Genomic DNA, 25,663 nt, shown 5'->3' with positions numbered 1-25,663 from the left:
AGGCCTTCAGGACAAACGCTCGCTCAGATCTTCCGGCCGGGCCGGAGAGATCTGAGCGAGCGTTTGCCTTTTGGGGTGCAAGGGTGAGCGAGGGTTTCAGTAGCCCATGCTGCTCCCGCTCGGGCTACTGCTCCCGCTTGGGGTCACCATGGAGCCGGACGGGCTGACCAAGGACCAGACACCGCCCACGCCTTGGCCGTAGGTGTCACTGGAGTCTTCGTCCTTGGAGTAGAAGTAGATAGGCATGCCGTTGATGGTGATCTGCAACTTACCGTCCGCTGTGGGGATGGTGCCGATGGTTCCGCTCACCCCGTCAACCGCAGGCATGGTCGACGTCGTTGTCACGGCAGGCCAGTTGGTAGCGCAGCTGCCGGTGCAGGCGCTCTTGCCGGAATCCTTGACGTCCTTCGCGAAGATGTAGACGCTCTTGCCGTTGGCCGCAACCACTCGCTCGCCGACGCTTGACGACGCCGTCTTCAGTTCCGCCGCGCCAGCAGGAGTGCTCGACGCCGCGGGGCTGGATGCCGTAGGGCTGGGGCTGGTGGCGCTCGAGGATGTGGAGGACGCGCCGGGGCTTCCCCCACAGCCAGTGAGGGCGATGGCCAGAGCAAGGATGCCGAGCCCGGTGCCGAGTTGCTTCTTCATGGTTTGCTCCTTCGCGTGGACCGGCCGTGGACGTGCCGGAACTAACCCGTACGACGCCGCCGGGTGAAGAATGGTTCAGGGGGCTTGAACCTTTTTCGTGGCGGGCACGTCGTATCCCAGGAGAAGGGGAAGCCGAGCACCAAGGAGGCGCCGATGCCGCTCGACGAGGATGTGGTGGCCGCGATCTACCGCGACCACGGCACAGCCCTGCGCCGTTTCGTGCTGAGCTGCACGCCGGACGCGCACTTGGCTGAGGACGTGGTGCAGGAAACCATCCTTCGCGTGTGGCAGCACGCCCCGCAGATCACCGGCAGCCTGCGCAGCTATTTGTTCCGCACTGCCCGCAATGTCATTATCGACAACTACCGCAAGGCCCAGCGGCGCCCGGCAGAGGCTGCCGAACGCGACATGGCGGACCCGGAGGAGGCCACCGAGCGAGTGGACGAGCTCCTCAACCGGGTCCTTATGGAGGAGGCGCTCCTGCGGCTCAGCACTGAACACCGGGAGGTCCTGGTAGCCCTGCATTACGAACGTTTCACGGTGAACGAGGCCGCGCTGAGGCTTAACATCCCCGGCGGCACGGTGAAATCCCGGGCCTTCTACGCCGTCAGGGCGCTGCGCACGATTCTCGACGAAATGGGGGTGCAGCGGTGAACGAAACCGGACTTCACCAATTGCTGGGCGCCTACTTGCTCGGTGGCCTCGAGCCTGTCGAGGCCCGGGCTTTCGAGGCGCACTTGGCAAGCTGCGCTGATTGCCGGCTCGAGCTGGGCGAGCTGGAGAGCCTACCCGCACTCCTCGACGCCGTCCCCGTGCCCGACGCCGTCGCGCTCGCCGCCGGGCGCCCCGCCGTCGAGCCCGCCGCCACAGTTCCGTCCGACGATCGCTCACTCTTGGGGGCTTTTTCGGAAACGCTCCCGCAGCCGATTCTCATGAAAATGGCGGCACGGCGACGGAAATCCCGACGCCGGTGGGCGGCCCTGGTGGGTGCCGTGGCCGCCGCTTGCCTAGGGTTGGGCATACTGGCGGGGCCCGTGTTGAACCAGCCACCCAAACCTGATGCCAGCTACTCGCTGCAGACGGACAACGGCCTGCAGTTCACTGTGGGGCTCGTCAGGAAGGCGTGGGGGACCGAGCTGCAACTGGAAGGCCGCAGCATGCCGGCGCAAGGCACTATGTACCTGTGGGTCAAGAGCCGCGACGGCACGGAGGAAATGGCTTGCGGTTGGACGGCGACGTCCAGCGGCCACATCAAGGTCACGGGCGCGACGCCGGTCCAGCTCGCCGGGATTTCGGGCGTGGAATTGCGCGATGACGCCCAGAAGACGGTCGCGGTGATTTCGGTCCCGGGGAGCTAGGGGTCCCCAGGACCTAGGCGGGTCAGTGTACGCGGCTACGCGGATACTGCTTCGCTCGCCTCAGGATCGGGCAGATCGTTTCGCTCCCAGCTGGGCATGTCCAATCGGTTGAAACTGTAGAGGTGGATTCCCGAGACAGCATCCGGGTGCGCAGTGAGTTCGGAAACCAGGCTTTGCGGTGAGTACTTGTCCACGCCCAGAAGCTTGCGGGCAAGGGTTCCCTTATTGCTGAGGAACTTCAGGGATGTCCCGACGCCGATCTGGGTTGCAAGCGCCAGCAGTTTGGTCCGGGGAACTGCCCCGGCAACGCCTGCCCACACCGGCAGTTCGAAGCCTTCGCGGCGCAGGAGTGCTGCGTAATCGAGGACCTTCGGGGCGGAGAAGCACATTTGCGTGACAACGTGCGTGGCCAGGTGTTGTTTGGCCAACAGGGCATCCAGCAAGTCCAGCCCGCTCACGGAAGGATGCCCCTCGGGATAACCTGCGATCCCCGCCGTGATGCTTCCGCCGGAGTACTCGGCGATGTCTGCCAGGAGGGGAAGGCACGATCGATAGGGGCCGGCACCTTGCGCACCGTCGCCACCGATGGCGAAGACCTCCGTGATCCCGGCGGCCTCGCAATCCCGGAGGATGCCGGAAAGCTGCGCCCGGTGCTCCAGCCCGCGTGCCGAGAGGTGCGGAATCACGTTGTAGCCGAGAAGACTGAGTTTGACGGAAGCCTCCATGGTCCGCGCGATGCCGTCGCGTGGTGTGCGAGGAGGGTGCGGGCTTCCTGGCGGGTGGTGCCGGAGTCCTGGATGCCTTCGGCGATGTGGGCCAGGTGGGCGGGGATTTCGCGGCCTTTCTTGCGCATCGCGGTGGCCCAGAGGCGTCCGGCGCGGTAGGAGGAGCGGACCAGGGGGCCGGACATGACGCCGAGGAAGCCGATTTCCTCGGCTTCGGTGGCGAGGTCGACGAATTCCTGGGGTTTGACCCAGCGGTCCACGGGCAGGTGCCGTTCGGAGGGGCGCAGGTACTGGGTGATGGTGATCAGGTCACAGCCCGCGGCGTGCAGGTCGGTMAGGGCTTCGGAGATCTCTTCCCGGGTTTCGCCCATGCCCAGGATCAGGTTGGATTTGGTGACCATSCCGGCGGCCCGGCCCTGGGTGATGACGTCCAGGGAGCGGTCGTAGCGGAACGCGGGGCGGATGCGCTTGAAGATCCGGGGCACGGTTTCGACGTTGTGCGCGAAGACCTCCGGGTTCGAGTCGCAGATCGCGCTGATGTGTTCGGGTTTGCCGGAGAAGTCGGGGATGAGCAGTTCGACGCCGGTGCCGGGGTTCAGTTCGTGGATCTTGCGGACGGTTTCGGCGTAGCAGCACTCGAAGATGTTCGGGCAGCCGGCTTCCTCGCAGACGGTGTGCAGGCCTTCTTTTTTCACGAGGTTCTTCAGGCCCACGAATTCCGGGCCCATCTGGACCTTGGCCTTGATCCACTCGGGCTTGCGTTCGACCGGGACGGCTTTATTGCGTTGTTCAACGCGCAGCAGCTTACGGCCTTCAGGTGCCAGGGTCACTGGAGTGCTCCTTCGGGGCTGGATACGAGTGCTTCTTCATGCTTGCGGAACTCTTCGATGAAGCGCTCGGCAATGTCGGCCGGGTTGATGGTCCTGCCGGTCTCAATGGACATGGTGGTGACGCTGGCGTCGGTGATGCCGCACGCGATGATCTGTGCGTAGGGAGCGATGTCGTTGCTGCAGTTGATCGCCACGCCGTGCATAGTGACGCCGTCCAGGACGCGGATGCCGATCGCGGCGATCTTGCGGTCCGGACCCTTGTCGTCGGCGAGGACCCAGACTCCGGCCCGGCCTTTGACGCGCGTGGCCTTGATCCCGTAGTCCTCAATGATCGCGATCATGACGGCTTCGAGGCGCTCGACGTAGTCACGGATCCCGGCGCGGTTCTTCAGCTTGAGGATGGGGTAGGCAATGAGCTGGCCCGGTCCGTGCCAGGTCAGCTTGCCGCCACGGTCGACGGGAACAACCGGCGTGCCGTCAAACGGGCGCTCGTGGTCCTCCGTGAGCTTGCCTGCCGTGTACACCGCGGCATGTTCAAGGAGCAGGACGGTGCTGGGTTTCTCGCCGGCAACAACCTTGTTGTGGAGCTCGCGCTGGGTATCCCAGCCCTGCATGTAGTCAACGAAATCCGGGGCAAGACCCAGCTGTGAAAACTCAAGAGTCATGGGGACAAGCTTAGACCCCGCTGGACTCAGCCTATGATTTTGTGGCCAAGCTCTCAGTCGTACTCGGCTTGCTTGCGGGGCTCCGGTCCCCTGGCCTGTGGATAACTTCTGCGGCAATCCGCGATTTCCGGTATTTGTTGAGGCATGGAGACTTTTTCGCCCGGCGGGAGTGGTCAGGACCATGAGGGGGACATGCCCTCCCTGGACATCGAACCGTCCGAACCCGTGATCCCGGGCTTTGTTCCGGTCCGTGAGCTGGGCTGCGGCGGGAGCGCCACGGTTTGGCTCGCAACGGAGGAGCGGTCGGGGAACAATTTCGCCGTGAAATGCCTTGGCCGGAGTCCGGCGACGGTGCATCCAGGCGAGGCCAAGTCAGCCGTGCTCCGTGAGGTGCGGCTGCTGTCCGGGCTGGACCACGAGCACATCGTCAAGGTCCACGGCGTTGTCAAGTTGGCAGGGTCCTTCGACGGCGGCTTGGGCGTGGTCATGGATTACGCCCCCGGGGGCTCGCTTGGGCAGTTGGTGTCCAGCCGGGGGCGTCTTGGTGTGGGTGAGACGGTGACTATCCTGACGCCCCTGGCACAGGCATTGGCATATCTGCATCGCAAAGGCATGACACACTCCGATGTTTCGCCCGGGAATGTGCTCTTCACTGCCCAAGGGAAGCCGCTCCTCTCGGACATGGGCATTTCCCGCGAGGTGGGGGACGCTGCCGGGGTCCCTGAGTCCGGAACCCCTGGATTCGTGGATCCCGATCCGACTGTCCGGGGGACCACAGAACTCCAGCCGCAACGCGATACCTACGCCCTCGCCGCCCTTGGCTGGTATTGCCTCACCGGTTCCGCTCCGGACACTGCGGCACGCAGGCCGCCCCTGACATTGCTGGTGCCCGCGGTCCCGACAGCCCTGGCCGTTGCCATCGAGGCCGGGCTTCATCCCGATGGGCAACAGCGGCCCTCTGCGGCGGAATTGGGTGTCGCGGTCTACAGGAGCGCAGCGCCGGAAGCCGTGGACCTTTCCGTTTCGGTGCACGCGACGGTTGTTCCGGAACTGATGACCCGGCGTCGGGCCCGAGGGCCTCGCTCAAAGCGCGCCCGCATCGCGGTGCTTTTCAACCGCTTCCGTCCGCCAGGCGCCGGACGAACGCGCCGCCGGGCGGCTGTGCCTGTTTCCGTACGACGGCGGGTGGCATCCATTGTGCTTGCCCTCGGGATAGTTGTGGGCGCGGGATCAATAACCATAGTGTGGTGGGCTGGCACAGCGTGGCAGGCCGGCGATGGAGGACCGGCAGCCGGTCCGCCGGGCCCGACGTCGGCGCCCGGCCAGGAAGGGCCAATCGGGAACGAGGCAGGCCTGCAGGGCAATACAAGGCAAGGAACCGTCCTCGACGAAGTTCCCGCGGCAGCGCGGAACCTGATCGGATCCCCAAACCCCGAGGAAGCCATCCGGGGACTGTCGGCGATCCGGGACACAGCGTTGAGTTCCGGCAAGTTCGCGCTCCTGGACCACGTCAATGTGCCGGGCTCGGCGGCCGCGGCCTCGGATGGAAAGCTCAGGGACGAATTGATCCGCGCCGGCCTGGTTCTTGCGGGCATCTCCACCACGTTAACGAGCGTGAGCCTCGAGGGCCCTCCCAGCCCGGACCGGGCAACTGTTGCTGTCACGGCGGAAACCTCCGCCTATGAAGAACGGGACGCATCAGGGACGGTAGTCGGAGCGCGTCCCCGGGGCGAACCACAGGAACTCAGGGTGGTTCTCGTGCGTGGAGAGGACGCGTGGCGGATCACCGAGATCCTGGCAAAGCAGTCTTAAGCGATCATTTACCGCCGCTTGCCACCCATCGGGCGGCGTCCGCCAGCGCGGGGTGCTGCCAGGCAAAGCCTGAATCCACCAGCTTTGCCGGTTCCATGCGCTGGTTTGCAAGGACAAGTTCCTCTGCCAGATGGCTGCCGAGGGCGAGGCGCAGCGCGGGGGCAGGTACGCGTAGGAACGCCGGCCGGTGCAGGGCCGCCGCCAGCTGCGCAACGATGGCGTTGACGTCAGCGCTTTCCGGGGCGCACACGTTGACGGGACCTTCGAGCGAGGAGTTGAGCAGGTATTCGAAGGCTGAAACTTCATCCACGAGGGAAATCCACGGCCAATACTGCCGGCCGTTTCCCAACGGTCCGCCCACGCCCATCTTCAACAACGGAAGGAGCGGACCCAACGCTCCGCCATCAGGGCTGAGGACCACACCTGTACGCGGCGTCACCACTCGTACGCCGGCGGGTGCCGTGTGGGCCGCGGACTCCCAATCGACGCACAGGGTGGCCAGCATGCCTTTGCCTGGTCCCGCGTCCTCGCGGAGCAGGCCGGCACGGGACGAGCCGTAGTAACCCGAGGCCGACTGGCTCAGGAACGTTCCGGGCGGAGTTCCCAGCCGTCCCATGGCCGCGGTGAGGGTTTTTGTTGTCCGCAAGCGTGAGTCGATGATGTCCCGCACGCGTGCTTTGGTCCATCGACGCTCCCCGATGCCTGCCCCGGAGAGGTTGACCACTGCGTCTGCGCCGTCGAGTACCGCCTCATCGAGTTGACCCGCGGCCGGATCCCAATATGCCTCGCCGGCTCCTGCAGGAGGACGGCGAACCAGCCGGACGACCTCGTGCCCACTCGCGAGGAGATGCGCGGAAAGCGCGGTTCCGATGAATCCTGAAGCACCCGATATCACGATTCGCATGCCCCATCTCATCATGGCAAGCATCACTTCGGCATTACGGCAGGCCTCAAAAGGGCTAGCTTCTCCTTTGACTATGATCGAACAATGACCTCCTCCAGCTACTTCCGTTTCCCGCATTTGCACGGTGATTTGATCACTTTCGTGGCCGAAGACGACGTTTGGATTGCGCCCGTGGCCGGAGGCCGCGCGTGGCGGATTTCTGCCCAGCAGCTCCCTGCACGCAGTCCCCGCTTCACCCCGGACGGCAAGCGGCTCGTCTGGGCGACGATCGTCGGGGCCGCTCCCGAGGTGGTGACAGCGAATGTCGACGGCGGCGGGTACCGGCAGTTGAGCTACTTCGGTCACAGCACCACACGCGTCAAGGGGTTCACCTCCTCAGGCGACATTGTGGTCACCACGGCTTTCGAACAGGCTGAGGGGCGGCACACGCATGCTTACGCCTTGCCGCTCGACGGCGGCCCCGCCGTCGGGCTTCCCTTCGGCCCCGTCGAATCGGTGGCGTTCGGCCCGGAGGTGGGGGACGAGCGTCCCGTTGTCCTTGCCAGCGTTCTCTCCCGGGAGCCCGCCTGGTGGAAGAGGTACCGCGGCGGTACCGCGGGAAAACTGTGGATCGACGCCGACGGGAACGGCGAGTTCGCCCGCTTGCTTCCCGAGCTCGACGGGAACCTCGCGGACCCGCTGTGGGTAGGCGGACGGATCGCCTTCCTCTCGGACCACGAGGGCTACGGAAATCTCTATTCGGTGCAACCGGACGGTTCGGATCTGCGCCGGCACACCGATCACGAGGACTTCTACGTCCGGCACGCTGCGAGCGACGGCAAGCGGGTCATCTTCGAATCAGCTGGCGAGTTGTGGATCCTGCCGACGCTCGAGGCCGATGCCGAAGCGGTACGGCTGGACATCAGACTGGGCTCGGCATCCCAGTCGCGCCGTCCGGCACCCCTCAAAGTCGCCGCACACTTGGGCGACGTTTTCCCTAACGCTGCGGGTTCGGCCAGCGCTGTGGAATCCCACGGAACCATCCACTGGCTACGCCACAAAGACGGACCGTCCCGGGTGGTCGAAGCGACTCCCGGTGTGCGGGCAAGGCTTCCCCGGCCCCTCATTGACGGTCGTATCGCCTATGTAGCGGACCACGACGGCGTCGATTCCATGTACATCAAGAGGATTGCCCCGCGTTTTTCGCGACCGGCCGTCGAGGCTCCAGTCCAGGACGCCGCACCCACGCCACGCGATGCTGAAGAGGACGGGGCCGGACAACTGCCACGCCCCGTCTCGGCATCGGCCATTGCAGGACAGCCCGCGACGTCCGAGGTTCGACTGCCGGAACCGCACGCGGAGCCGACGACGGCGTCCGGTGACGCTGAGGCTGTCCCGGTCAACTCCACCGGTGGCGGAGCCGAAGAGTCACGGCTCGACTCGCTGAGGATCGATTTCCCGAGGGCGGCACGTCCAAGCGCCCTCGAAGCCAGTCCCGATGGCCGATGGCTTGCCGTGGGTACCGCGTTCGGAGACGTCTATCTCGCGGACACTGCCAGTGGCACTTTGTCGCTGCTTGTCAGCGTGGGGGACGGCAGCATTGAAGGCCTCGCATGGTCGCCGGACTCACAGTGGCTCGCATGGTCAGAACCCGTGACATCCTTCGGTTCGCGGAGCAAACTGCGCATGGTCAACACCGCCAACCCGGAAGACATCGTAGAGGTCACCGACGGCCGCTTCTGCGACGAATCGCCGGCCTTCACTCCCGATGGCAAATTCCTGGCGTTCCTCTCGAACCGCAGCTTTGATCCCGTCTACGACGGCCATGCCTTCGACTTGTCTTTCCCCAGCCCCATCAAGCCGTACCTCGTGGCACTCGCTGCAGCCACTCCTTCGCCCTTCGGCCCGGTAGTGGACCTGCTGGACGAGGACGAAGCGGACGCTCCACCCGCCCGGACTGCCGTCACGGTCCGCGTGGACCGTGAAGGGCTGCCGTTGCGCGTCATCGGCGTCCCTGTGCCGCAGGGCAACTACTCGGCGCTTTCGGCCTCCAGCGGCGCACTGCTGTGGCTCGACACCCCGCTCTCGGGTGTCACGGGAGATGGCCGCGGCACGGTGCAGGACAAGGCGCCTGCTCCGGCCTTGGTCCGATACGAGCTTTCGAAGCAGAAGCAGGTCACACTCGCGTCCGCGGTTGAGCGCTACCGATTGTCCGGAGACGGCAAGAAACTGGTCTTCGTCAACGACAAGCAGGTTGTTGCCGTACCGTCCGACGCCAAGGCCGAGGAAGAATCGGGCGAGCTAGTCAAGGTTGAGCTGAACCGGATCCGGGTGGTCATGGATCCATTGGCCGTATGGGGACAGGCATTCGACGAAGCATGGCGGCTGCAGCGGGACTTCTTCTGGACCGAAGACATGGCCGGCCAGGACTGGGATTCGGTGCACCGAAGGTACCGTCCCGTCGTCGAACGCCTGGGCTCGCACGACGACTTGGTGGACCTTTTGTGGGAACTGCACGGTGAGCTCGGCACGTCCCACGCTTACGTGCGTCCCGCCGCGGTGGGCGAACCCGGGAGCAATGGACAGGGGAGGCTCGGTGCCGACCTTAAGCTCACGGAGCCCGGTTGGGAGATCACGCGCATCCTCGCCGGAGACACGTCCGACCCCCTGGCCAACTCGCCGCTGACGCGGCCTGGAGCCGACGCGAAGGTGGGTGACATGATCCTGGCGATCGACGGCGTCAGGCTCTCCGCGGACAGCACCCCGGCGAAACAACTGGTGGGCGCAGCGGGCCGGACGGTGGAACTCACGATTTTGAATGGCGGTGCACACGGCGAGGCGGCAGGCCAGCAGCGGCGGATCGCCGTGGTTCCGGTGAAGGATGAGGAACGTTTGCGGTACCAGGAATGGGTGCACGCCAACAGGCGCACCGTGCGGGAGGCATCGGACGGAAAGTTCGGCTATCTGCATGTCCCGGACATGATGGCCAACGGTTGGGCGCAGCTTCACCGGGACCTCGATACCGAGACCGCGCTGGACGGGTTGATTGTCGATGTGCGGCGGAACCGTGGCGGCCACACCTCCCAGCTCGTGGCTGAATTGATCGGCCGCAAGGTCACCGGCTGGAGCATGCCCCGTGGCGAAAAGCCGCGTACATACCCGCATCACGCACCGCGCGGCCCCGTCATTATCCTGACCGACGAATTCGCGGGCTCCGACGGCGACATCATCACGCAGGTGTCCAAACTCCGCGGTATCGGCCCGGTCATCGGTACCCGGACCTGGGGCGGAGTCGTGGGCATCGACAACCGTTTCTCCCTGGCTGACGGCACCGGAGTGACCCAGCCGCGCTATGCCACGTGGTTCTCCGGCGGCATCGGCTGGAGCGTGGAGAACTTCGGGGTTGAGCCTGACATTGAAGTGGTGTTCCCGCCCCACGCCTATGCGGCCGGCACTGATCCCCAGTTGGAGTACGGGATCGGCGCGCTCAAGGAAATGGTCCAGGAACTGCCCACGGACCGGCCACCGCTGCGTGAAGGCTACCGCAAGGTCCGTCCGGCCGCTTTGCCCGCGAGGCCGCAAAAGGCCTAGCTGAAGGCCCGCAGAACGAAGTCCCCGCCCTTCCGGAAGGAAAGGCGGGGACTCGCTTTTTGGACAGGTTTCGGACGTGTTGCCGCTAGGAAGCGAGCGTGGCATCCAGCGTGATCGGAGTTGCACGAAGTGCCTGGGATACCGGGCAGTTGACCTTGGCGTCTTCGGCGAGGCGCTGGAATTCTTCTTCGGAGACACCCTGGATGCGTGCGCTCACGGTCAGGTGGATGCCCGTGATGCCAACGCCTGGCTGGAAGGTGACGTCGGCCTTGGTGTTGACCTCTTCCGGCGTGAAGCCTGCGCTTGCCACGCCGTTGCTGAACGCCATCGAGAAGCATGCCGAGTGTGCGGCAGCAATCAGCTCTTCGGGGCTGGTCTTGCCCTCTGCGGACTCCGCACGGGCCTTCCAGGTGACGTTGAAGGTTCCGAGTCCGGAGCTGTCCAGCGTGGTGTTGCCGGCGCCTTCGATCAGGTTGCCGTTCCATACGGTGTGTGCGGTGCGTGTTGTAGCCATGTCCACTCCTCAGCGTCGTTGCGAATTGGCATCCGGATACCGGATGCCGCCGGGTTCAATCCTAGGGATTCGACGGCGGTGGCGCACCGCTTGTCCGCTCTCAGAGGATTGTGACTCACGGTTTAAGCAGCGACGGCTTAAGCAGCAGCGGCCGCCCGGACGGAGAGTCCAGGCGGCCGCGAAGTTTGCTTCGGTCAGCGCAAATACGAGGTCACTGCCAGATCGTGGCGATGGCGATATTGAGCAATGCGAGGCCGCCGACGCCGTGGGCCAAACCTGTGGAGACTGGTTCGCCCTTCTTGACCCTGCGCGCACCGATGACGGCCATCACGGCGACGGCGAGACCGATCGCGAACTTGATACCGAGCTTGAAGTAGTTGGGATCGCCGAATTCGCTCGGGTCTTGATTGTGGAGCACTGGCAGGAGACCCATCATGGCAATGCCGGTGATCAGCTGCACGAAGGCGCCATCCCGCTGGCGCGGGTGGACGGTCGGCTGCTTCAGGGTGGCGATCCAGTAGCCCACGATCATGGCTGCGCCGACGATGTGCAAGAACAGCAGGACGTTGAAGAGGATAGTCATGGCTCCAGCTTAGCCAGAATCTTCTACGAGCCGTAGCAAAGCCACGGGACAATATTCGGGCATGAAAAACGGGAAGGTCCCGGCGGTTTCCCGTCGGGACCTTCCCGTCACGCGATAACTGGATTCAGAGACCCAGGTCAGCTTCGAAGGAACCTTCTTCAAGGCGGGCCTTGAGCGTCTGCAGGAAGCGGCCGGCGTCGGCGCCGTCGACCAGGCGGTGGTCGTACGTCAGCGACAGGTACATCATGGAGCGGATGGCGATCGAGTCGTCGCCGTTCTCGTCGGCAACCACTACCGGGCGCTTGACGATGGCGCCGGTGCCCAGGATTCCCACCTGCGGCTGGTTGATGATCGGCGTGTCGAACAGGGCGCCGACAGATCCGATGTTGGTGATGCTGAAGGTACCGCCGGACAGCTCGTCCGGACCGATCTTCCCCTGGCGGGTACGGCCGGCGACATCGGCGATCTTGCCGGCCAGGCCGGCAAGGTTCAGGTTGCCGGCGTCGGAAATGACCGGGACCAGCAGGCCCTTGTCGGTGTCTACCGCAATCGCGAGGTGCTCCGCGTTGTGGTAGGTGATTTCCTGCTTGCCTTCGTCGTACGCGGCGTTCAGCTTGGGGTGCTGCTTCAAGGCTTCGGCCACGGCCTTGGCGATGAACGGCAGGAAGGTCAGCTTGACGCCGTTCTGGGCCTCGAACGAGCCCTTGGCCTTGAGGCGGAGCTTGGCGATCTTGGTCATGTCGACCTCGTGCACCTGGGTGAGCTGCGTTGAGGTTTCGAGGGACTCGCGCATGCGGCGGGCGATGACCTGGCGGATGCGCGGGGCCTTCTCCACGGTCCCGCGGAGCGAAGAGGCCGCCACGGGGGCGGCAGCAGGCTTGCCGGTGGTCGTGGGAGCCGCGGACGCCGGAGCAGCAGCCTGCGGAGCCGTTTTCATTGCGTCGGCCGCGGCAAGCACGTCCTGCTTCCGGATACGGCCGCCGACGCCGGTGCCCGCCACGGTGGTGATGTCGACACCGCTCTGGTTGGCCAGCTTGCGGACGAGGGGGGTGACGTAGCCGGACTCGCTCGAAGACGCTGCGGATGCGGCTGCCGGTGCCGGAGCCGCCGGTGCTGCTGCCGCCGGTGCTGCTGCCGGAGCGGGTGCTGGCGGAGCGGGTACGGCTTCAACAACGGGTGCTGCCGCGGCAGGGGCTGCTGCTACGGGTGCAGGCGCGGCGGCGGGCGCCGGTGCTGCTGCGGCTGGGGCGCCGGAGCCGATGACGGCAAGAACGGAACCGACTTCAGCAGTGTCGTCTTCATTGACGCGGATCTCGAGCAAAGTACCGGCCACGGGGGAAGGGATCTCGGTGTCGACCTTGTCGGTGGAGACCTCGAGGAGCGGTTCGTCCACCTCGACGGTGTCGCCAACGGCCTTGAGCCAGCGGGTGACGGTGCCTTCGGTGACGCTTTCGCCCAAAGCGGGGAGAGTCACGTCGTGGCCCGATGCCTCGCTGGAAGCCGCTGCGGGGGCTGCGGCTTCTTCGGCTGCAGGAGCCGGTGCAGCTTCAGGAGCCGGTGCAGCTTCAGGTGCCGGGGCTGCGGGTGCTTCTTCCGCGGGTGCGGCTGCGGGCGCTGCAGCGCCGTTGCTGCCGCTGCCGATCCGAACCAGGGGAGCGCCGACTTCGGCGGTCTCGTCCTCAGCTACGAGGATCTCTTCGATGATGCCGGCAATAGGAGACGGGATTTCGGTGTCTACCTTGTCGGTGGAAACTTCGAGCAGGGGCTCGTCGACTTCCACTCGGTCACCAACCTGCTTGAGCCAGCGAGTGACGGTGCCTTCGGTGACGCTTTCACCTGCGCCCGCAGTTCGTGCGGGCGCAGGACCGGGTGTCTTGCGTAAGGACTTAGCCGTGGAGAGGCTTGCCTGCCATCGCGAGGTGGACTTCGCCCAGGGTCTCGTTCTGCGTCGGGTGTGCGTGGATGAACTGGGCGACGTCCTCCGGGTGTGCTTCCCAGTTGACGATCAGCTGTGCTTCGCCGATCTGCTCGCCCATGCGGGAGCCGATCATGTGGATACCGACGACCGGGCCGTCCTTCTGGCGGACGACCTTCACGATGCCGCCGGTGCCCAGGATGGAGCTCTTGCCGTTGCCGGCCAGGTTGTATTCCTGTGTCTGGACCTGGTCCTCGCCGAACTTCTCCTTGGCGCCCTTTTCAGTGTAGCCAACCGTGGCGATTTCAGGTTCGCAGAAGGTGACCTTCGGGATGTTCACGTCTTCGACGACCACCGGGTTCAGGCCGGCGATCTCTTCGGCGACGAAGATGCCCTGCTGGTACCCGCGGTGGGCCAGCTGGACACCGGGGACGATGTCGCCGACGGCGTAGACGTTGCCGACGCCGGTGTGCAGGCGTTCGTTGGTGATGACGAAGCCGCGGTCGATGGTCACGCCTGCCTCTTCGTAACCGAGGTTGGCGGTGACGGGGCCACGACCCACTGCAACCAGGAGGAGATCGGCTTCGAAGGTCTGGCCGTCAACCAGCGTGACCTTCACGCCGTTGTCGTCCTGCTCGACGCCCTGGAAGAAGACGCCGGTGCTGAACTTGATGCCGCGCTTCTTGAAGGCGCGCTCAAGGTTCTTGACGATGGCGGCGTCTTCGTTGGGAACGAGGGAGGGAAGGCCTTCAACGATCGTGACGTCGACGCCGAAGGACTTCCACACCGAAGCGAACTCGACGCCGATGACCCCGCCGCCGAGGACGATGACGCTCTTGGGGATGTAGTCCATGGTCAGCGCTTCATCGGACGTGATGACGCGGCCGCCGATTTCCAGCCCGGGCAGGGACCGGGAGTAGGAACCCGTGGCCAGGACGATGTTCTTGCCCTTGTAGGCTGTGCCGTTCACGACAACGGTGTCGGTGCCCTGCAGCTTGCCATCGCCTTCGATGACCGTGATGCCCTTGGACTTGATGAGTCCCTGCAGGCCCTTGTACTTACCGGCGACGATTCCGTCCTTGTAGGCGTTCACGGCAGTGATGTCGATGCTGTCCAACGTGACGTTGACGCCGTACTTGGCGGAGTCGCGTGCGTGGTCCGCCAGTTCCGCCGAGTGCAACAAGGCCTTGGTGGGGATACACCCGTTGTGCAGGCAGGTTCCGCCGAGCTTTCCCTTCTCGACGAGACCAACGGTGAAACCAAGCTGAACGGCACGCAGAGCCGTGGCGTAGCCGCCGCTGCCGCCGCCGAGTACCAGGATGTCGAATTCTTGCGCAGTTGCCTGATCGGCCACTAGGACGCTCCTCGCGTGAGCGATGACACGCGACTACGCGTCATCTGGTCTTGGAACTTGTACTGCCGCGATTATGCCAGCACCGAAGTTCTCTTGCATTTGTGACTACCGTGGTTCACCTTAGCGAACCACTTATCCATGCTCCACCCTGCCGGGGCTTTTGTGGGGCGCTTGTGGCCAGACTCACGTCGGGCCGTGGGGCCGGTCATGAACCGGCCCCAGTTGGGGCCTGTTCAGGCCGTGGCCAGAACGTCTTCGACGTAGGCGAGCAGCGTCCGGACGGTGCAGCCGGTGCCTTGCTTGGGCGTGTAGCCGTAGGGGCTGCCGTTGTTGAACGACGGTCCGGCGATGTCGACGTGCGCCCAGGGGATCTGCTTGCCCTCGGCGTCTTTGCCGACGAACTCGCGCAGGAACACGGCCGCGGTCATCATTCCGCCGTGGCGTTCGCCGATGTTGGCGATATCAGCCACCTGCGAGTCGAGGCTGGCCCGCAGTTCCTCCGGCAGCGGCATCGGCCAGACGAGTTCGCCCGCACGGTCTGCCGCGGACTTGAGGGCGCCCGTGACGGCGTCGGAACCCATGACTCCCGCAGTGCGGTTGCCCAGGGCGATCAGCTGGGCGCCCGTCAGTGTCGCGACATCGATGATGGCGTCCGGCTGCTCAAGGCTGGCCGCGACGATTCCGTCGGCCATCACCAGGCGTCCCTCGGCGTCGGTGTTGAGGACCTCGACCGTCTTGCCGCCGTACATGGTGAGGACGTCAGCCGGGCGCTGTGCAGCGCCGGAGGGCATGTTCTCGGCGATGCAGAGCCACGCGGTCACCTTGACGGGCAACCCGAGCCCTGCCACGGCCAGGACAGTATTAAGTACGACGGCGGCGCCCGCCATATCGCTCTTCATGTCGCCCATGCCGAGGGCCGGCTTGATGGAAATGCCGCCTGTGTCAAAGGTGATGCCCTTGCCGACAAGCGCGATCTTCTTGGTGGCCTTGGCCGGAGCGTACTCCACCTTGACGAGGCGTGGCTGGCGGGTTGAGCCCTTTCCAACGCCCAGGATTCCGCCGAAACCGTCCTTTTCGAGGCGCTTTTCGTCCCACACGGTTACCTTGACGGGCAGTCCCTTGGAGAGTTCCTTGGCAGCTTCCGCAAAGGACTCCGGGTAAAGGTGGCTCGGAGGCTGGTTGACCAGGGTGCGGGTGGCGTTGACCGCGCGTCCCACAAGCAATGCCCGATCGAGCGCGGGCTGGACATCCTTGCCGTCAAACGCCGTGTGGATCAGGACCTTGCCGACCGGATCCTTGAGGCCGTCCTTGCTGGAGCGGTGCTCCGTATAGGAATACGAACCCAGCACGGCGCCCTCGGCGACGGCCGCGACGTCGGCGAGGGACGCCGTCGGGAGGGCCAGGGTCACGGAGGACAAACCGGCCAGTTGGCGGACGGCGGATCCTGCGGCCCGGCGCAGGGTTTCCTCGGCGAGAAGGGCGTCGTCGGCGACCTTGCCGACACCTGCCAGGACGAGGACGCCCGAACCGGTTTCCGGAAGACCCGGCAGACGGTGTACCTGATCGGCTGCTCCCGTGATGCCGAGGAGGCCCAATGAAGCCGCGAGGGTTTCCGCTGCCTTCGCCCCCAGCGGGTTCCCGAGCAGTACCGGCCCGTCTTCCCCCTGACTGACGGCTATCACGAGTGCGTCGCTGGGCGCCTTCTTCAGGTCCTTGGCGATCGTGCCAAGGGTGATGTCTGTAGTCTTCACCACGAGGATTTGTCCTCATCTCTCTCTGCATGGCTTGGCCGGGCTGCATGTTGGGCGCCCGGCCCTGGTACCCCTCGGTTGTCCGCTTGTGACAACGTCGGTGGTTGCTTGGGTCCGCACACGGCGGCACGTCTCGATCGTAGTCTGTCTGTTGCGCGGGAAAGCAATTAAATGAGAGTTGCGGCACATTGGCCGACAGGAATGCGCAGCCGGTCCGGGGCGTTGTACCAATACATGGAGCGTGGCCGGCCGTCCAGGCGTCTGTTGCGGTGTGAAGCCGCCTGCTCCTCCAAGAACTTGAAACTGCGAAAGGAACATGCCGTGTTTGAACGGATTTCCGGCTCACTCCTTGACCCTGAGTCGCTCTACGCGAGCAACATCGAGCTCTTCCACAGCCCGGATCTCAGGGGCCTTAATATGCTGATGGGCTTCACGGGATTCGCTGATGCCGGACACGTGGTCCAGCAGATCAACCGGGAACTGCTGGATACGCTCGAAGTCGAAACCGTGGCTGTGTTCGACGCTGACCAGCTTATCGACTACCGCACGCGCCGTCCCCACATCAGCTTTGTCGAAGACCATCTGGAGGACTACAAAGCCCCACAACTAGCGCTTTACAAGCTGAATGACGGCTTGGGCGAGCCGTTCCTGCTGCTTGCCGGTTTTGAACCGGACCTGCAGTGGGAGCGTTTCGCGCGCGCCGTCGTCGGGATCGTGGAAAAACTGGACGTCAACCTGGTGGCCTGGATCCACTCCATTCCGATGCCTGTTCCGCACACCCGGCCGGTTGGCGTGACTGTGCACGGAAACCGCCCGGAACTCATCGAGGGCATTTCCACATGGAAGCCGACGGTTGAGGTTCCTTCGGCCATCGGCCACATCCTGGAATTGCGGCTGATCGAAGCCGCGCGGAAAGTGGCTGGGTACGTCATCCACGTTCCGCACTACCTCGCGGATGCCGAGTACCCGCCGGCAGCGGTGGCGGGACTCGAATACCTGGGGGCAGCCACGTCCCTGATGCTGCCGACGGACCGCCTTCGCGAGGCCGGCAGGGAAGTGGGCAGGCAGATCACCGAACAAGTGGAAGCATCCGAGGACGTCCAGCAGGTGGTTTCCAAGCTGGAGTCCCGCTATGACGACAAGGCCGAGGGAACGGTACGCCGTTCCCTGCTCGCCGACGAGAACGACGAACTGCCCAACGCCGAGGACCTGGGGGCGGCGGTTGAGGCGTATCTCGCACGTAAAGATGCGCGCCCATAAAGCAGCTTTAATGCGGCCCCGGGCATAATGGAAGGGTGAACGCACCCCGCGCCTGGCTCATTTGGACGATAGGGGTGCTTGCCTACCTTGTGGCAGTCGCCCAGCGCACATCCTTTGGTGTGTCCGGCCTGGAGGCCACCGAACGGTTCCATGCCAGCGCGGCGGCCATTTCCTTCTTCACGGTGCTTCAGCTGCTGGTCTACGCCGGCCTCCAGATACCGGTCGGGCTCCTGGTTGACCGCTTCGGCTCGCGTGCCATGATTGCCAGCGGTGCCGTGCTCATGGGCCTCGGCCAATTCCAGTTGGCTTATGCCGACGCTGTTCCGGCAGGCGTACTCGGCCGGGTCCTCGTCGGCGCCGGCGACGCCATGACTTTTGTCTCCGTCATCCGCCTCGTGCCGATCTGGTTCGCGCCGGCAAGGGTTCCGCTCGTCACCCAGCTGACGGGAATGTCGGGCCAGCTCGGCCAGCTCATCAGTGTGGTGCCGTTCGCCCTGGTCCTCCATTCGGCGGGCTGGAATACGGCCTTCCTGGCGTTGAGCTCGTTGTCCGCACTCGCCGTCGTCCTGGTCCTCGCCTTGCTCAGGGACGTTCCGCCGGGTCACCCGCCCCGGGAGAACGCCCAGGGGCTACGCGCCACAGGTGTGACCCTGGCCCGGGCCTGGCGGCAGCCCGGGACGCGCCTGGGACTCTGGTGCCACTTCACTGTCCAGTTCAGCGGTAACGTCTTCGCCATGTCCTGGGGCTACCCGTTCCTGGTATCGGCGCAGGGCCTGAACCCGGCCACCGTATCCGCCTTGATGGGCCTCTTCGTCGTCACCAGCATTCTCGTGGGGCCTTTGTTTGGAACTTTCGTGGCGAGGCACCCGATGCGGCGCTCGGCCATGGTCCTCCTGATTACGGCGGCTACGGCACTTGCCTGGGCTGCGGTGTTGCTGTTGCCGAGCAAGGCGCCCCTATGGTTGCTTGCCTTGCTGGTGGTCACCCTGGCCATCGGCGGCCCCGGGTCCATGATCGGCTTCGATTTTGCCCGGACATTCAATCCTTCCCACAGGATCGGCACCGCGACGGGCATCGTCAACGTGGGCGGCTTCGTTGCCGCGCTTCTGACGATCTACTTGGTGGGGCTCATCCTCGACCTTCTCCACACCAGCGGTTACTCGGGCGGGGAGCTGTACGGCCTGGCCTCCTTCCGCATCGCCTTGAGCGTGCAGTTCCTGTTCCTGCTCGTGGGTACGGTCTTGATCCTCATGACCCGTCGCAAAGTACGCCGCCAGATGGCGGCCCAGGGCGTGCACGTCCCGCCGCTTCTCGTGTCGCTGGCAAACCAGCGCCGGCGCCGCGTGGAATTGCGCCGCGAACGGCTCGCGAAGCAGCGGAGCTCCACGCCCTAGCCTGCTTCCGCCTCGGTGTTCCTCCACAGGCGCTGACGGACACCTTTGTCCACATAGGGCAATTGAGGCCTGCCGTCACGCATTATTTTGCCGATGCTGGATTCATGACAGCAGACAACCGTGTGACCATCTCCCGGCCCGAGGACATCCTCGGCTTCATTCCCCATGCCTTGGGACTCTGGCCGAAGGAGAGCCTCGTTGCCATCACGCTGCGCGGGCAGACACTTGGGGCCACCCTCCGCGTGGACCTTCCGCCCGAGAGATCCGGACGCGTGCTTGCCGCGTACTCACGGAGGATCGGTGAGTATCTGGATGCGGACCATGACGCCGACGGCGTGCTTTTGGCATTCTTCAGCGACGACGGTTGGGACGATGGCGGGGTTGTGCCACACAAGCTGCGCTTGCTGGAAGCCCTGGAAGCCGTCGTGGCCCACCGTGGCTTGGCGCTGCGGGATGCCTGGTTCATTGGTTCCGACTACTGGCGAAGCGCATTCTGCACCGATCTGGAGTGCTGTCCTCTTCCCGGGCGTCCCGTGGACCAGATCCTGGACAGCCGGCTCAACGCGGAAATGGTGTTCAGGGGGAGCAACGTCAGGGAATCGCCCGGGTTGTTGGAGCCCGCGGACCCGCCTGTCCTTGATCCGGGGTTCATGCGTGTGGAAGACGCCGTGCTTGAGGAGTTGCTCCGGCGGTGGCGGAGCAGGAAGTCATTCGAAGAAATGCTGGATGTGTGGACGAGGGTCCTCGACTCCAGCCGTCCAGAGGAATTCGACGGCGAGGCTGCGGCGTTCCTCCGTGCGAGCTTGAGGGTTCCTGCGTGGCGGGACGCCGTGGTGGTCCTCGCGGCTGCCGGGAGGGACGTTGCCTGCGGCGGTGCAGAGGCCTTCGGCTTCTTTGGCCTTGAGGACGATGAAGGGGACGCCCTGGTCATTCCGCCCGGGCTCTGTTCCCCGGCACCGGCAGCGGAAGGGCCACCAGCAGGAGGAAAGCCGCCGGCAGGGAAGGGGTCCGCCGGAGGCAAGGAAGCTCTGCGCACTTCGGCCACGGATGTCAGTGTCCTGCGCTATGGAGACGTACTCCTGGGCGTCTACCCGGAGAACCCCGACTGGGACCGGTTGACGAGCCTGGACCAGGTCCTGGCGATGCTCTCCCGGCACGGTGGCGGGGAGGCGCGGGCTGCAACGCTCACGATCCGGGGGTGGATTCAGTGGTGCCGGGGGAGCGGTTCGTTCGCCCACGAACTCCTTTCGCAGGCTGACGCTGAACAACAGGGCTATCGGCTCGCGGAACTGCTCGCGGAGGTGGTGAGGCGCGGAACGCTGTGCGGCTGGGCGAAAAGCAAGGCGTCGGCGTGGCGGAAGTTCGGTGGGGCGGCGGCATGACCCCGGGCCCTGAGGTGACTCCAGGAGCGTGCCGTTGAGGGAAATCCGTGCGGCCCGTCATCGTCCGCAAGGTAGCGGGTATCGACCCCCGGAATCCAAAACCGTGAGACAATGGTTGCCGAGACCCGGTTGGGTCCGTGTTTCAAGTGCCGTAAACGTCCCCTGAACCCAGGGAACATTAAGGCGCCGTCGGGAGTTTTACCTAAAGACTCTGCAGTCGGCGATGGCACTTGATGTTGATCACGGACTTGACAGGGTCATAGTGGTGTTGCCCCCATGGTGATTCCACAGACCGCCGCTAGAAAGGTTTTCTGTGACCCCGTCTTCCGCCGAGAAGGAACCCGCCGCCCTGGCCGAACTGTCCGCCGAAGAAAAGAAGGCGGCTACAGTTGCGAAGCGTGCGGCTACGCGTGCTGCCAATGCTTCGACTGCAGGTGCAGAGAAGCCGGCACCCAAGAAGCGCGGGCCCAAGCCCGGCGCCAAGGCCGCTGCCGAAGCAGCCAACAAGTCCGCCGGCACCGACGAGGACTCCGAAGAAGAAGCCGAGGATTTTGACGCCGTGGTTCCCGACGAAGCAGAGCTCACGGAGGAAGTCGAAGAAGGCGAAGAGGGCAAGAAGCCTGCCACGACCGGTTCCGGCTTTGTTTACTCGGATGCCGACGACGACGATGCGCCTGTCCAGCAGGTCATGTCAGCCGGCGCCACGGCCGACCCCGTCAAGGACTATCTGAAGCAGATCGGCAAGGTCGCCCTGCTGAACGCGGAGCAGGAAGTCGACCTTGCACTCCGCATTGAAGCAGGCCTCTTCGCCGAAGAGAAGATCAACGCCGACGACGGCTCCATGGACCCGAAACTCAAGCGTGAGCTCGAGTTCATCATCCACGACGGCAAGAGGGCCAAGAACCACCTCCTCGAGGCCAACCTGCGCCTCGTGGTCTCCTTGGCCAAGCGCTACACCGGCCGCGGCATGTTGTTCCTGGACCTCATCCAGGAAGGCAACCTGGGCCTGATCCGTGCAGTGGAGAAGTTCGACTACACCAAGGGCTTCAAGTTCTCCACCTACGCCACCTGGTGGATCCGCCAGGCCATCACCCGCGCCATGGCTGACCAGGCTCGAACCATCCGCATCCCGGTGCACATGGTGGAAGTCATCAACAAGCTGGCACGCGTCCAGCGCCAAATGCTGCAGGACCTTGGACGCGAACCTACGCCTGAGGAACTGGCCCTCGAACTGGACATGACTCCCGAGAAGGTCGTTGAAGTCCAGAAGTACGGCCGCGAGCCCATCTCGCTGCACACCCCGCTTGGCGAAGACGGCGATTCAGAATTCGGTGACCTCATCGAGGACTCCGAAGCCGTTGTGCCGGCGGACGCCGTGAGCTTCACCCTTCTCCAGGAGCAGTTGCACTCGGTGCTCGATACCCTGTCCGAGCGTGAAGCAGGCGTCGTCGCGATGCGTTTCGGCCTGACCGATGGCCAGCCGAAGACTTTAGACGAAATCGGCAAGGTCTATGGAGTCACCCGTGAACGCATTCGTCAGATCGAATCGAAGACGACCCCCGGATTTTCCGGGGGTCCACTTCTTGCGTCTAGGGGCTGTTCCGTTCGAGTGCTTTGCCGAGGATGCGGGCGCCTTCCGGGAAGGCGGAGGGGTTGGGCCCTGCGTAGTTGAGCCGGATAAACGGTCCTGCCGGTTCGGCCGGGAACCATTCCGTACCGACCGCGATCATCACCCCGGCACTCTCGCAGTCACGGGTCAAGCTTTCTAGGTCCGTTCCGTCGGGCAGGCGTGCCCAGAGGTTCAGCCCTCCCTTGGGGATGAGGCTGAGATGGGCCTGGGGGGCATGCTCGCGCAGGCTTGAGACAAGGAGGTCGCGGCGTGACTGGAGCTGATGGCGGAGGCTGCGCAGATGCGTCTGCCAGGCCGGCTGGGTGACCACATCGAGTGCCGCGGCCTGCAGCAATCCGCTGACATACATCGACTCGGCCGCGCGGTCCGCGAGGATACGTTCGCGGGCGGGGCCGCGCGCGATGACGGCGGCGACGCGGATGGCGGGTGAAACGCTTTTCGTGAGGGAGCGTAGATAGACCACGTGGCCGGCGTCGTCACGTGCGGCGAGGGGTACCGGCGTCGACGTAATGCCGAAGTCGTGGGCCCAGTCGTCCTCCACGAGGAACGCGCCGTACTGTCGGACGACGTCCAGGACTTCTTCGCCCCGACGGGTGGACCATTGCGCTCCAGTGGGGTTGGCATAGTTCGGTTGGGCGTAGAACAACCGTGCGCCCGTATCCTCAAAGGCCCTGGCCAATTCTTCGGGGTCCGGTCCATCGCCCCCGCTGGGCACCGGGACGATGCGGACCCCGGCTTGCGTCGCGGCAAGGATGGCTCCCCAGTAGCTCGGAGATTCCATGAGCAGCGGCTGCCCGTGCCCCACCAATGCAGTGAAGATGGAGCTGAGGCCGCCTTGGCTTCCAGGCAGCACGATGACATCGCTCGGTGTTGGCGGCGTGAGCCCAGCCGGCGTCGCGCTGCCGAGTTCGTGCGCGAACCAGGACTGCAACTCGGGAAGGCCTGGCGCCGGAGGCCGGGACAAAGCAGCGTCGCCCCGGGCCACGCGAGCGAGAGCGGCCCGCACAAGCCGCTCCGGCAGGAGTTCCCGGTCCGGGTATCCGGAGTGGAAGGCAATAGTGGCGTTCGAGGTGTCTCGCATCGTGGTGGAGGCTGAGCGCGGAGGCGCTTGCGGTGCCCGCAGTGCTGCAGTTTGCCAGCCGTAATCCGAGGGGCGTGCTGTCCGGACCGCCCGCACGAAGGTGCCGACGCCGGGCCGGCTCTCGATCAAGCCCTGCGAGGTGAGCGTTTGCAAGGCTTTCTGCACCGTCACAGGGCTGGCCTGGTACTCGGCAACCAGTGTCCGGGTGGACGGCAGCCGGGATCCTGGCGCGGCCCCGGCGATCCATTCCCGCAGTCGCATCGCAATCCTCGAACTGCTATCGTTGTTCATGAGAGACAATAGTAGCGCTACTACCCTAATTCGCCCAGTGATACCGCCCCGCCCGGCAACCGGCCTGTGGTGGGCCCTCCTCGGAGTAGCGGCGTTCTCGTTCACTGTTCCCTTCACCCGGGTGGCGGTTGGTGGCCTGTCGCCCTTGTTCATCGGCTCCGGCCGTGCCGTCGTCGCGTCGATACTCGCGGCATTCGCCCTCTCGCTCACCAGGCAGCGGCTTCCTCGAGGCAGGCAATGGGCGCGCCTTGCCGTGGTTGCCGCCGGGATTGTTGTCGGATTCCCCTTGCTCACCTCGTTCGCACTCACGACGGCGCCGGCCAGCCACGGTGCCGTCGTCATCGCCCTGTTGCCGGCAGCAACGGCAACCGCCGCAGTACTTCGTGGACGCGAGCATCCGCCGGTCGCCTTCTGGCTGGTCACAACCGTAGGGGCTGTTGCTGCGATTGCTTTCGCTTTCGCACAGTCAGGCGGGCTCGGGCAGCTGAACTGGGCGGATGTTCTGCTCCTGGGAGCTGTCGTTGCTGCGGCCATCGGTTACGCGGAAGGCGGCCTGCTCGCCCGTGAACTCGGCGCATGGCAGACCGTATCTTGGGCGCTCGTCCTGGCGTTGCCGTTGATGGCCGGCCTGGCAGTGTTCTCCATGGCCCAGCAACCGCCGTCGGCCTCACCGGGCCAGTGGGCTGCTTTTGCATATCTCGGAGTCGTCAGCATGTTCTTCGGCTTCTTCGCCTGGTATCGGGGCCTCGCCATGGGACCCATGTCCAAAGTCAGCCAGGTACAACTCGTCCAGCCCGTGCTGAGCATTTGCTGGGCAGGGCTGCTGCTGGGCGAATCCCTGGGCTGGACCACGATTGTCGGCGGGCTGGCCGTCATCGTCTGCGCCGGCGTCGCCGTCCGGGTCCGGCTCAATCCGCCGCGCCCGGAACGGAATCGCTGAAGACCAACGGAATAGATCGCCCGACCCAAGACAGGAAGAATTAACCATGTACATCCCAGCGCATTTCGAGGCCGGTCCTGACGTAATCCACCACCTCCTGACGCGGCCAAACGCGGCGAATCTGGTCACGATGACGTCGCACGGTCTGCTCGCGACCTTCCTGCCGCTCATCTACGAGCCCTCGAGCGGCGAACACGGCGCGCTCCACGGACACCTCGCCCGAACCAACTCCCAATGGTCCGAGCCGGCGATCGGAGAATCACTCGCGATCATCCAAGGCGCGGACGCCTACATCTCGCCTTCGTGGTACGCATCGAAGGCAGAGCATGGACGCGTCGTCCCGACGTGGAACTACTCCACAGCCCACGTCTACGGCAAGCTTGCCGTCCATGACGATGCCGCGTGGCTCGGGAACCACGTCAGGCAGCTGACCAACCTCAACGAAGCCGGCTCCGAGCGACCGTGGTCCGTGGATGACGCGCCGGAGCGCTACGTCTCCGGCCAGTTGCGTGCGATCGTTGGCATCGAGTTGGTCATTACCCGTATCGAAGCGAAGGCCAAACTGAGCCAGAACCGGCCCGACAAGGACATCGACGGGGTCGTGGCCGGGCTTGATGCCCAAGGGCACACGGAGATTGCTGCCGACGTAGCCCGGGCCAGGCAAGGAGGTTAACGCAACGGCCCCCTCCGTCCGGAGGGGGCCGTTGTCTCTGTGAAATTATGTCAGCCGGGCTGCCGCTGAGGCCAGCCGGTGATGGCTAGTCGGCGAGGACGGGTTCCTTCTCCTGAAGGCGAGCGGTCTCGTCATGCCAGTCCGAGGTCATCGGCCGCAGCGTGGCCTCTACTGCACGTGCGTGGTGGCCGCAGAAGAGCAGCTCACCGCCGGAGGACTCGAGTACAACGCGGACATATGCCTGGGCCCCGCAACGGTCGCACCGGTCGAGTGCATTGAGTGTGCGGTCTGCAACTGCTGTTGTCATGTTCGGCCTCCTTAGTAGTTCTGTGTATCCATATAACCAGCATTCGAAGCAAAACCATGGCAAGGATGGGTCACGTTCG

20 protein-coding genes and 2 pseudogenes are annotated in these 25,663 nt (G+C 64.8%); 10 read left to right on the top strand and 12 right to left on the bottom strand.

Going from position 1 to position 25,663, the window contains the following annotated elements; translation table 11 throughout:
- Positions 1-96 precede the first annotated feature (96 nt).
- Positions 97-645: a COG4315 family predicted lipoprotein gene (locus tag AB4Z38_RS06195; protein WP_441428895.1), complete on the bottom strand. Its 549-nt coding sequence runs from the start codon at positions 643-645 to the stop codon at positions 97-99.
- Positions 646-798: 153 nt separating this feature from the next.
- Here AB4Z38_RS06195 and AB4Z38_RS06190 point away from each other — a divergent pair, with 153 nt between their 5' ends.
- Both AB4Z38_RS06190 and AB4Z38_RS06185 read left to right on the top strand, forming a co-directional pair.
- Positions 799-1,299, top strand: coding sequence for a sigma-70 family RNA polymerase sigma factor (locus AB4Z38_RS06190; RefSeq protein ID WP_441428894.1), 501 nt, complete (start codon positions 799-801; stop codon positions 1,297-1,299).
- Positions 1,296-2,003, top strand: coding sequence for an anti-sigma factor family protein (locus tag AB4Z38_RS06185; RefSeq protein ID WP_441428893.1), 708 nt, complete (start codon positions 1,296-1,298; stop codon positions 2,001-2,003). Before AB4Z38_RS06190 ends, AB4Z38_RS06185 begins: the two co-directional genes overlap by 4 nt.
- 35 nt (positions 2,004-2,038) lie before the next feature.
- Here the strand turns inward: AB4Z38_RS06185 and AB4Z38_RS06180 are convergent, their stop codons facing one another.
- The 3 genes and pseudogenes from AB4Z38_RS06180 to lipB form a co-directional block, all read right to left on the bottom strand.
- Positions 2,039-2,728, bottom strand: coding sequence for a methylenetetrahydrofolate reductase (locus tag AB4Z38_RS06180; RefSeq protein ID WP_441428892.1), 690 nt, complete (start codon positions 2,726-2,728; stop codon positions 2,039-2,041).
- A 20-nt stretch (positions 2,729-2,748) separates the two neighbouring features.
- Positions 2,749-3,558 (bottom strand): annotated as a pseudogene (locus AB4Z38_RS06175) (lipoyl synthase); the annotation flags it as partial.
- Positions 3,555-4,223: a lipoyl(octanoyl) transferase LipB gene (gene lipB / locus AB4Z38_RS06170; protein ID WP_441428891.1), complete on the bottom strand. Its 669-nt coding sequence runs from the start codon at positions 4,221-4,223 to the stop codon at positions 3,555-3,557. The pseudogene AB4Z38_RS06175 and the gene lipB, both read right to left, overlap by 4 nt.
- A 192-nt stretch (positions 4,224-4,415) precedes the next feature.
- Between lipB and AB4Z38_RS06165 the strand changes: the two genes are divergently transcribed.
- A complete protein-coding gene (locus AB4Z38_RS06165) occupies positions 4,416-6,035 on the top strand; it encodes a protein kinase domain-containing protein (RefSeq protein ID WP_441428890.1) in 1,620 nt (539 codons plus the stop codon).
- A gap of 4 nt (positions 6,036-6,039) precedes the next feature.
- On the opposite strand, the gene AB4Z38_RS06160 is transcribed toward AB4Z38_RS06165, so the two are convergent.
- Entirely contained in the window at positions 6,040-6,939 is a 900-nt protein-coding gene (locus AB4Z38_RS06160) for a TIGR01777 family oxidoreductase (RefSeq protein ID WP_441428889.1), read from the bottom strand.
- An 84-nt stretch (positions 6,940-7,023) separates the two neighbouring features.
- Between AB4Z38_RS06160 and AB4Z38_RS06155 the strand changes: the two genes are divergently transcribed.
- The gene (locus AB4Z38_RS06155; protein ID WP_441428888.1) at positions 7,024-10,509 is read left to right on the top strand and encodes a S41 family peptidase; all 3,486 of its coding nucleotides are present in this window, start codon (positions 7,024-7,026) and stop codon (positions 10,507-10,509) included.
- An 85-nt stretch (positions 10,510-10,594) separates the two neighbouring features.
- Here the strand turns inward: AB4Z38_RS06155 and AB4Z38_RS06150 are convergent, their stop codons facing one another.
- The 5 genes and pseudogenes from AB4Z38_RS06150 to AB4Z38_RS06130 form a co-directional block, all read right to left on the bottom strand.
- A complete protein-coding gene (locus AB4Z38_RS06150) occupies positions 10,595-11,023 on the bottom strand; it encodes an OsmC family protein (protein ID WP_441428887.1) in 429 nt (142 codons plus the stop codon).
- Positions 11,024-11,234: 211 nt separating this feature from the next.
- The gene (locus AB4Z38_RS06145) at positions 11,235-11,606 is read right to left on the bottom strand and encodes a hypothetical protein (protein ID WP_441428886.1); all 372 of its coding nucleotides are present in this window, start codon (positions 11,604-11,606) and stop codon (positions 11,235-11,237) included.
- A gap of 124 nt (positions 11,607-11,730) precedes the next feature.
- A pseudogene (sucB, locus tag AB4Z38_RS06140) lies at positions 11,731-13,443 on the bottom strand (2-oxoglutarate dehydrogenase, E2 component, dihydrolipoamide succinyltransferase); the annotation flags it as partial.
- A gap of 49 nt (positions 13,444-13,492) precedes the next feature.
- On the bottom strand, positions 13,493-14,875 hold the full coding sequence (lpdA, locus tag AB4Z38_RS06135) for a dihydrolipoyl dehydrogenase (protein WP_441428885.1): 1,383 nt from the start codon (positions 14,873-14,875) through the stop codon (positions 13,493-13,495).
- 233 nt (positions 14,876-15,108) lie between these two features.
- Entirely contained in the window at positions 15,109-16,629 is a 1,521-nt protein-coding gene (locus tag AB4Z38_RS06130) for a leucyl aminopeptidase (RefSeq protein ID WP_441428884.1), read from the bottom strand.
- A 318-nt stretch (positions 16,630-16,947) separates the two neighbouring features.
- On the opposite strand from AB4Z38_RS06130, the gene AB4Z38_RS06125 reads away from it, so the two are divergent.
- The 4 genes from AB4Z38_RS06125 (at position 16,948) to AB4Z38_RS06110 (ending at position 22,334) form a co-directional block, all read left to right on the top strand.
- The gene (locus AB4Z38_RS06125) at positions 16,948-17,886 is read left to right on the top strand and encodes a proteasome assembly chaperone family protein (protein WP_441428883.1); all 939 of its coding nucleotides are present in this window, start codon (positions 16,948-16,950) and stop codon (positions 17,884-17,886) included.
- Positions 17,887-17,921: 35 nt separating this feature from the next.
- Positions 17,922-19,280, top strand: coding sequence for an MFS transporter (locus AB4Z38_RS06120; RefSeq protein WP_441428882.1), 1,359 nt, complete (start codon positions 17,922-17,924; stop codon positions 19,278-19,280).
- Positions 19,281-19,384: 104 nt separating this feature from the next.
- A complete protein-coding gene (locus AB4Z38_RS06115; protein ID WP_441428881.1) occupies positions 19,385-20,662 on the top strand; it encodes a DUF4192 domain-containing protein in 1,278 nt (425 codons plus the stop codon).
- A 313-nt stretch (positions 20,663-20,975) separates the two neighbouring features.
- Positions 20,976-22,334 (top strand): RNA polymerase sigma factor, encoded by a 1,359-nt coding sequence (locus AB4Z38_RS06110; RefSeq protein WP_441428880.1) that lies wholly within the window; start codon positions 20,976-20,978, stop codon positions 22,332-22,334.
- Here the strand turns inward: AB4Z38_RS06110 and AB4Z38_RS06105 are convergent.
- Positions 22,252-23,664, bottom strand: coding sequence for an aminotransferase-like domain-containing protein (locus AB4Z38_RS06105; RefSeq protein ID WP_441428879.1), 1,413 nt, complete (start codon positions 23,662-23,664; stop codon positions 22,252-22,254). The genes AB4Z38_RS06110 and AB4Z38_RS06105 overlap by 83 nt on opposite strands.
- Between AB4Z38_RS06105 and AB4Z38_RS06100 the strand changes: the two genes are divergently transcribed.
- Both AB4Z38_RS06100 and AB4Z38_RS06095 read left to right on the top strand, forming a co-directional pair.
- Positions 23,663-24,604: a DMT family transporter gene (locus AB4Z38_RS06100; RefSeq protein WP_441428878.1), complete on the top strand. Its 942-nt coding sequence runs from the start codon at positions 23,663-23,665 to the stop codon at positions 24,602-24,604. The genes AB4Z38_RS06105 and AB4Z38_RS06100 overlap by 2 nt on opposite strands.
- A gap of 46 nt (positions 24,605-24,650) precedes the next feature.
- Positions 24,651-25,277: an FMN-binding negative transcriptional regulator gene (locus AB4Z38_RS06095; protein ID WP_441428877.1), complete on the top strand. Its 627-nt coding sequence runs from the start codon at positions 24,651-24,653 to the stop codon at positions 25,275-25,277.
- Between the two features lie 85 nt (positions 25,278-25,362).
- Here the strand turns inward: AB4Z38_RS06095 and AB4Z38_RS06090 are convergent, their stop codons facing one another.
- Complete coding sequence (locus tag AB4Z38_RS06090; RefSeq protein WP_059389114.1) at positions 25,363-25,584, bottom strand: DUF7455 domain-containing protein; 222 nt, start codon at positions 25,582-25,584, stop codon at positions 25,363-25,365.
- Positions 25,585-25,663 lie beyond the last annotated feature (79 nt).

This window comes from Arthrobacter sp. 2RAF6 (assembly GCF_052115205.1).
Taxonomy (GTDB): domain Bacteria; phylum Actinomycetota; class Actinomycetes; order Actinomycetales; family Micrococcaceae; genus Arthrobacter.
The sequence above is the reverse complement of the archived record's forward strand: the minus strand, read 5'-3'. Positions and strand labels throughout refer to the sequence as shown.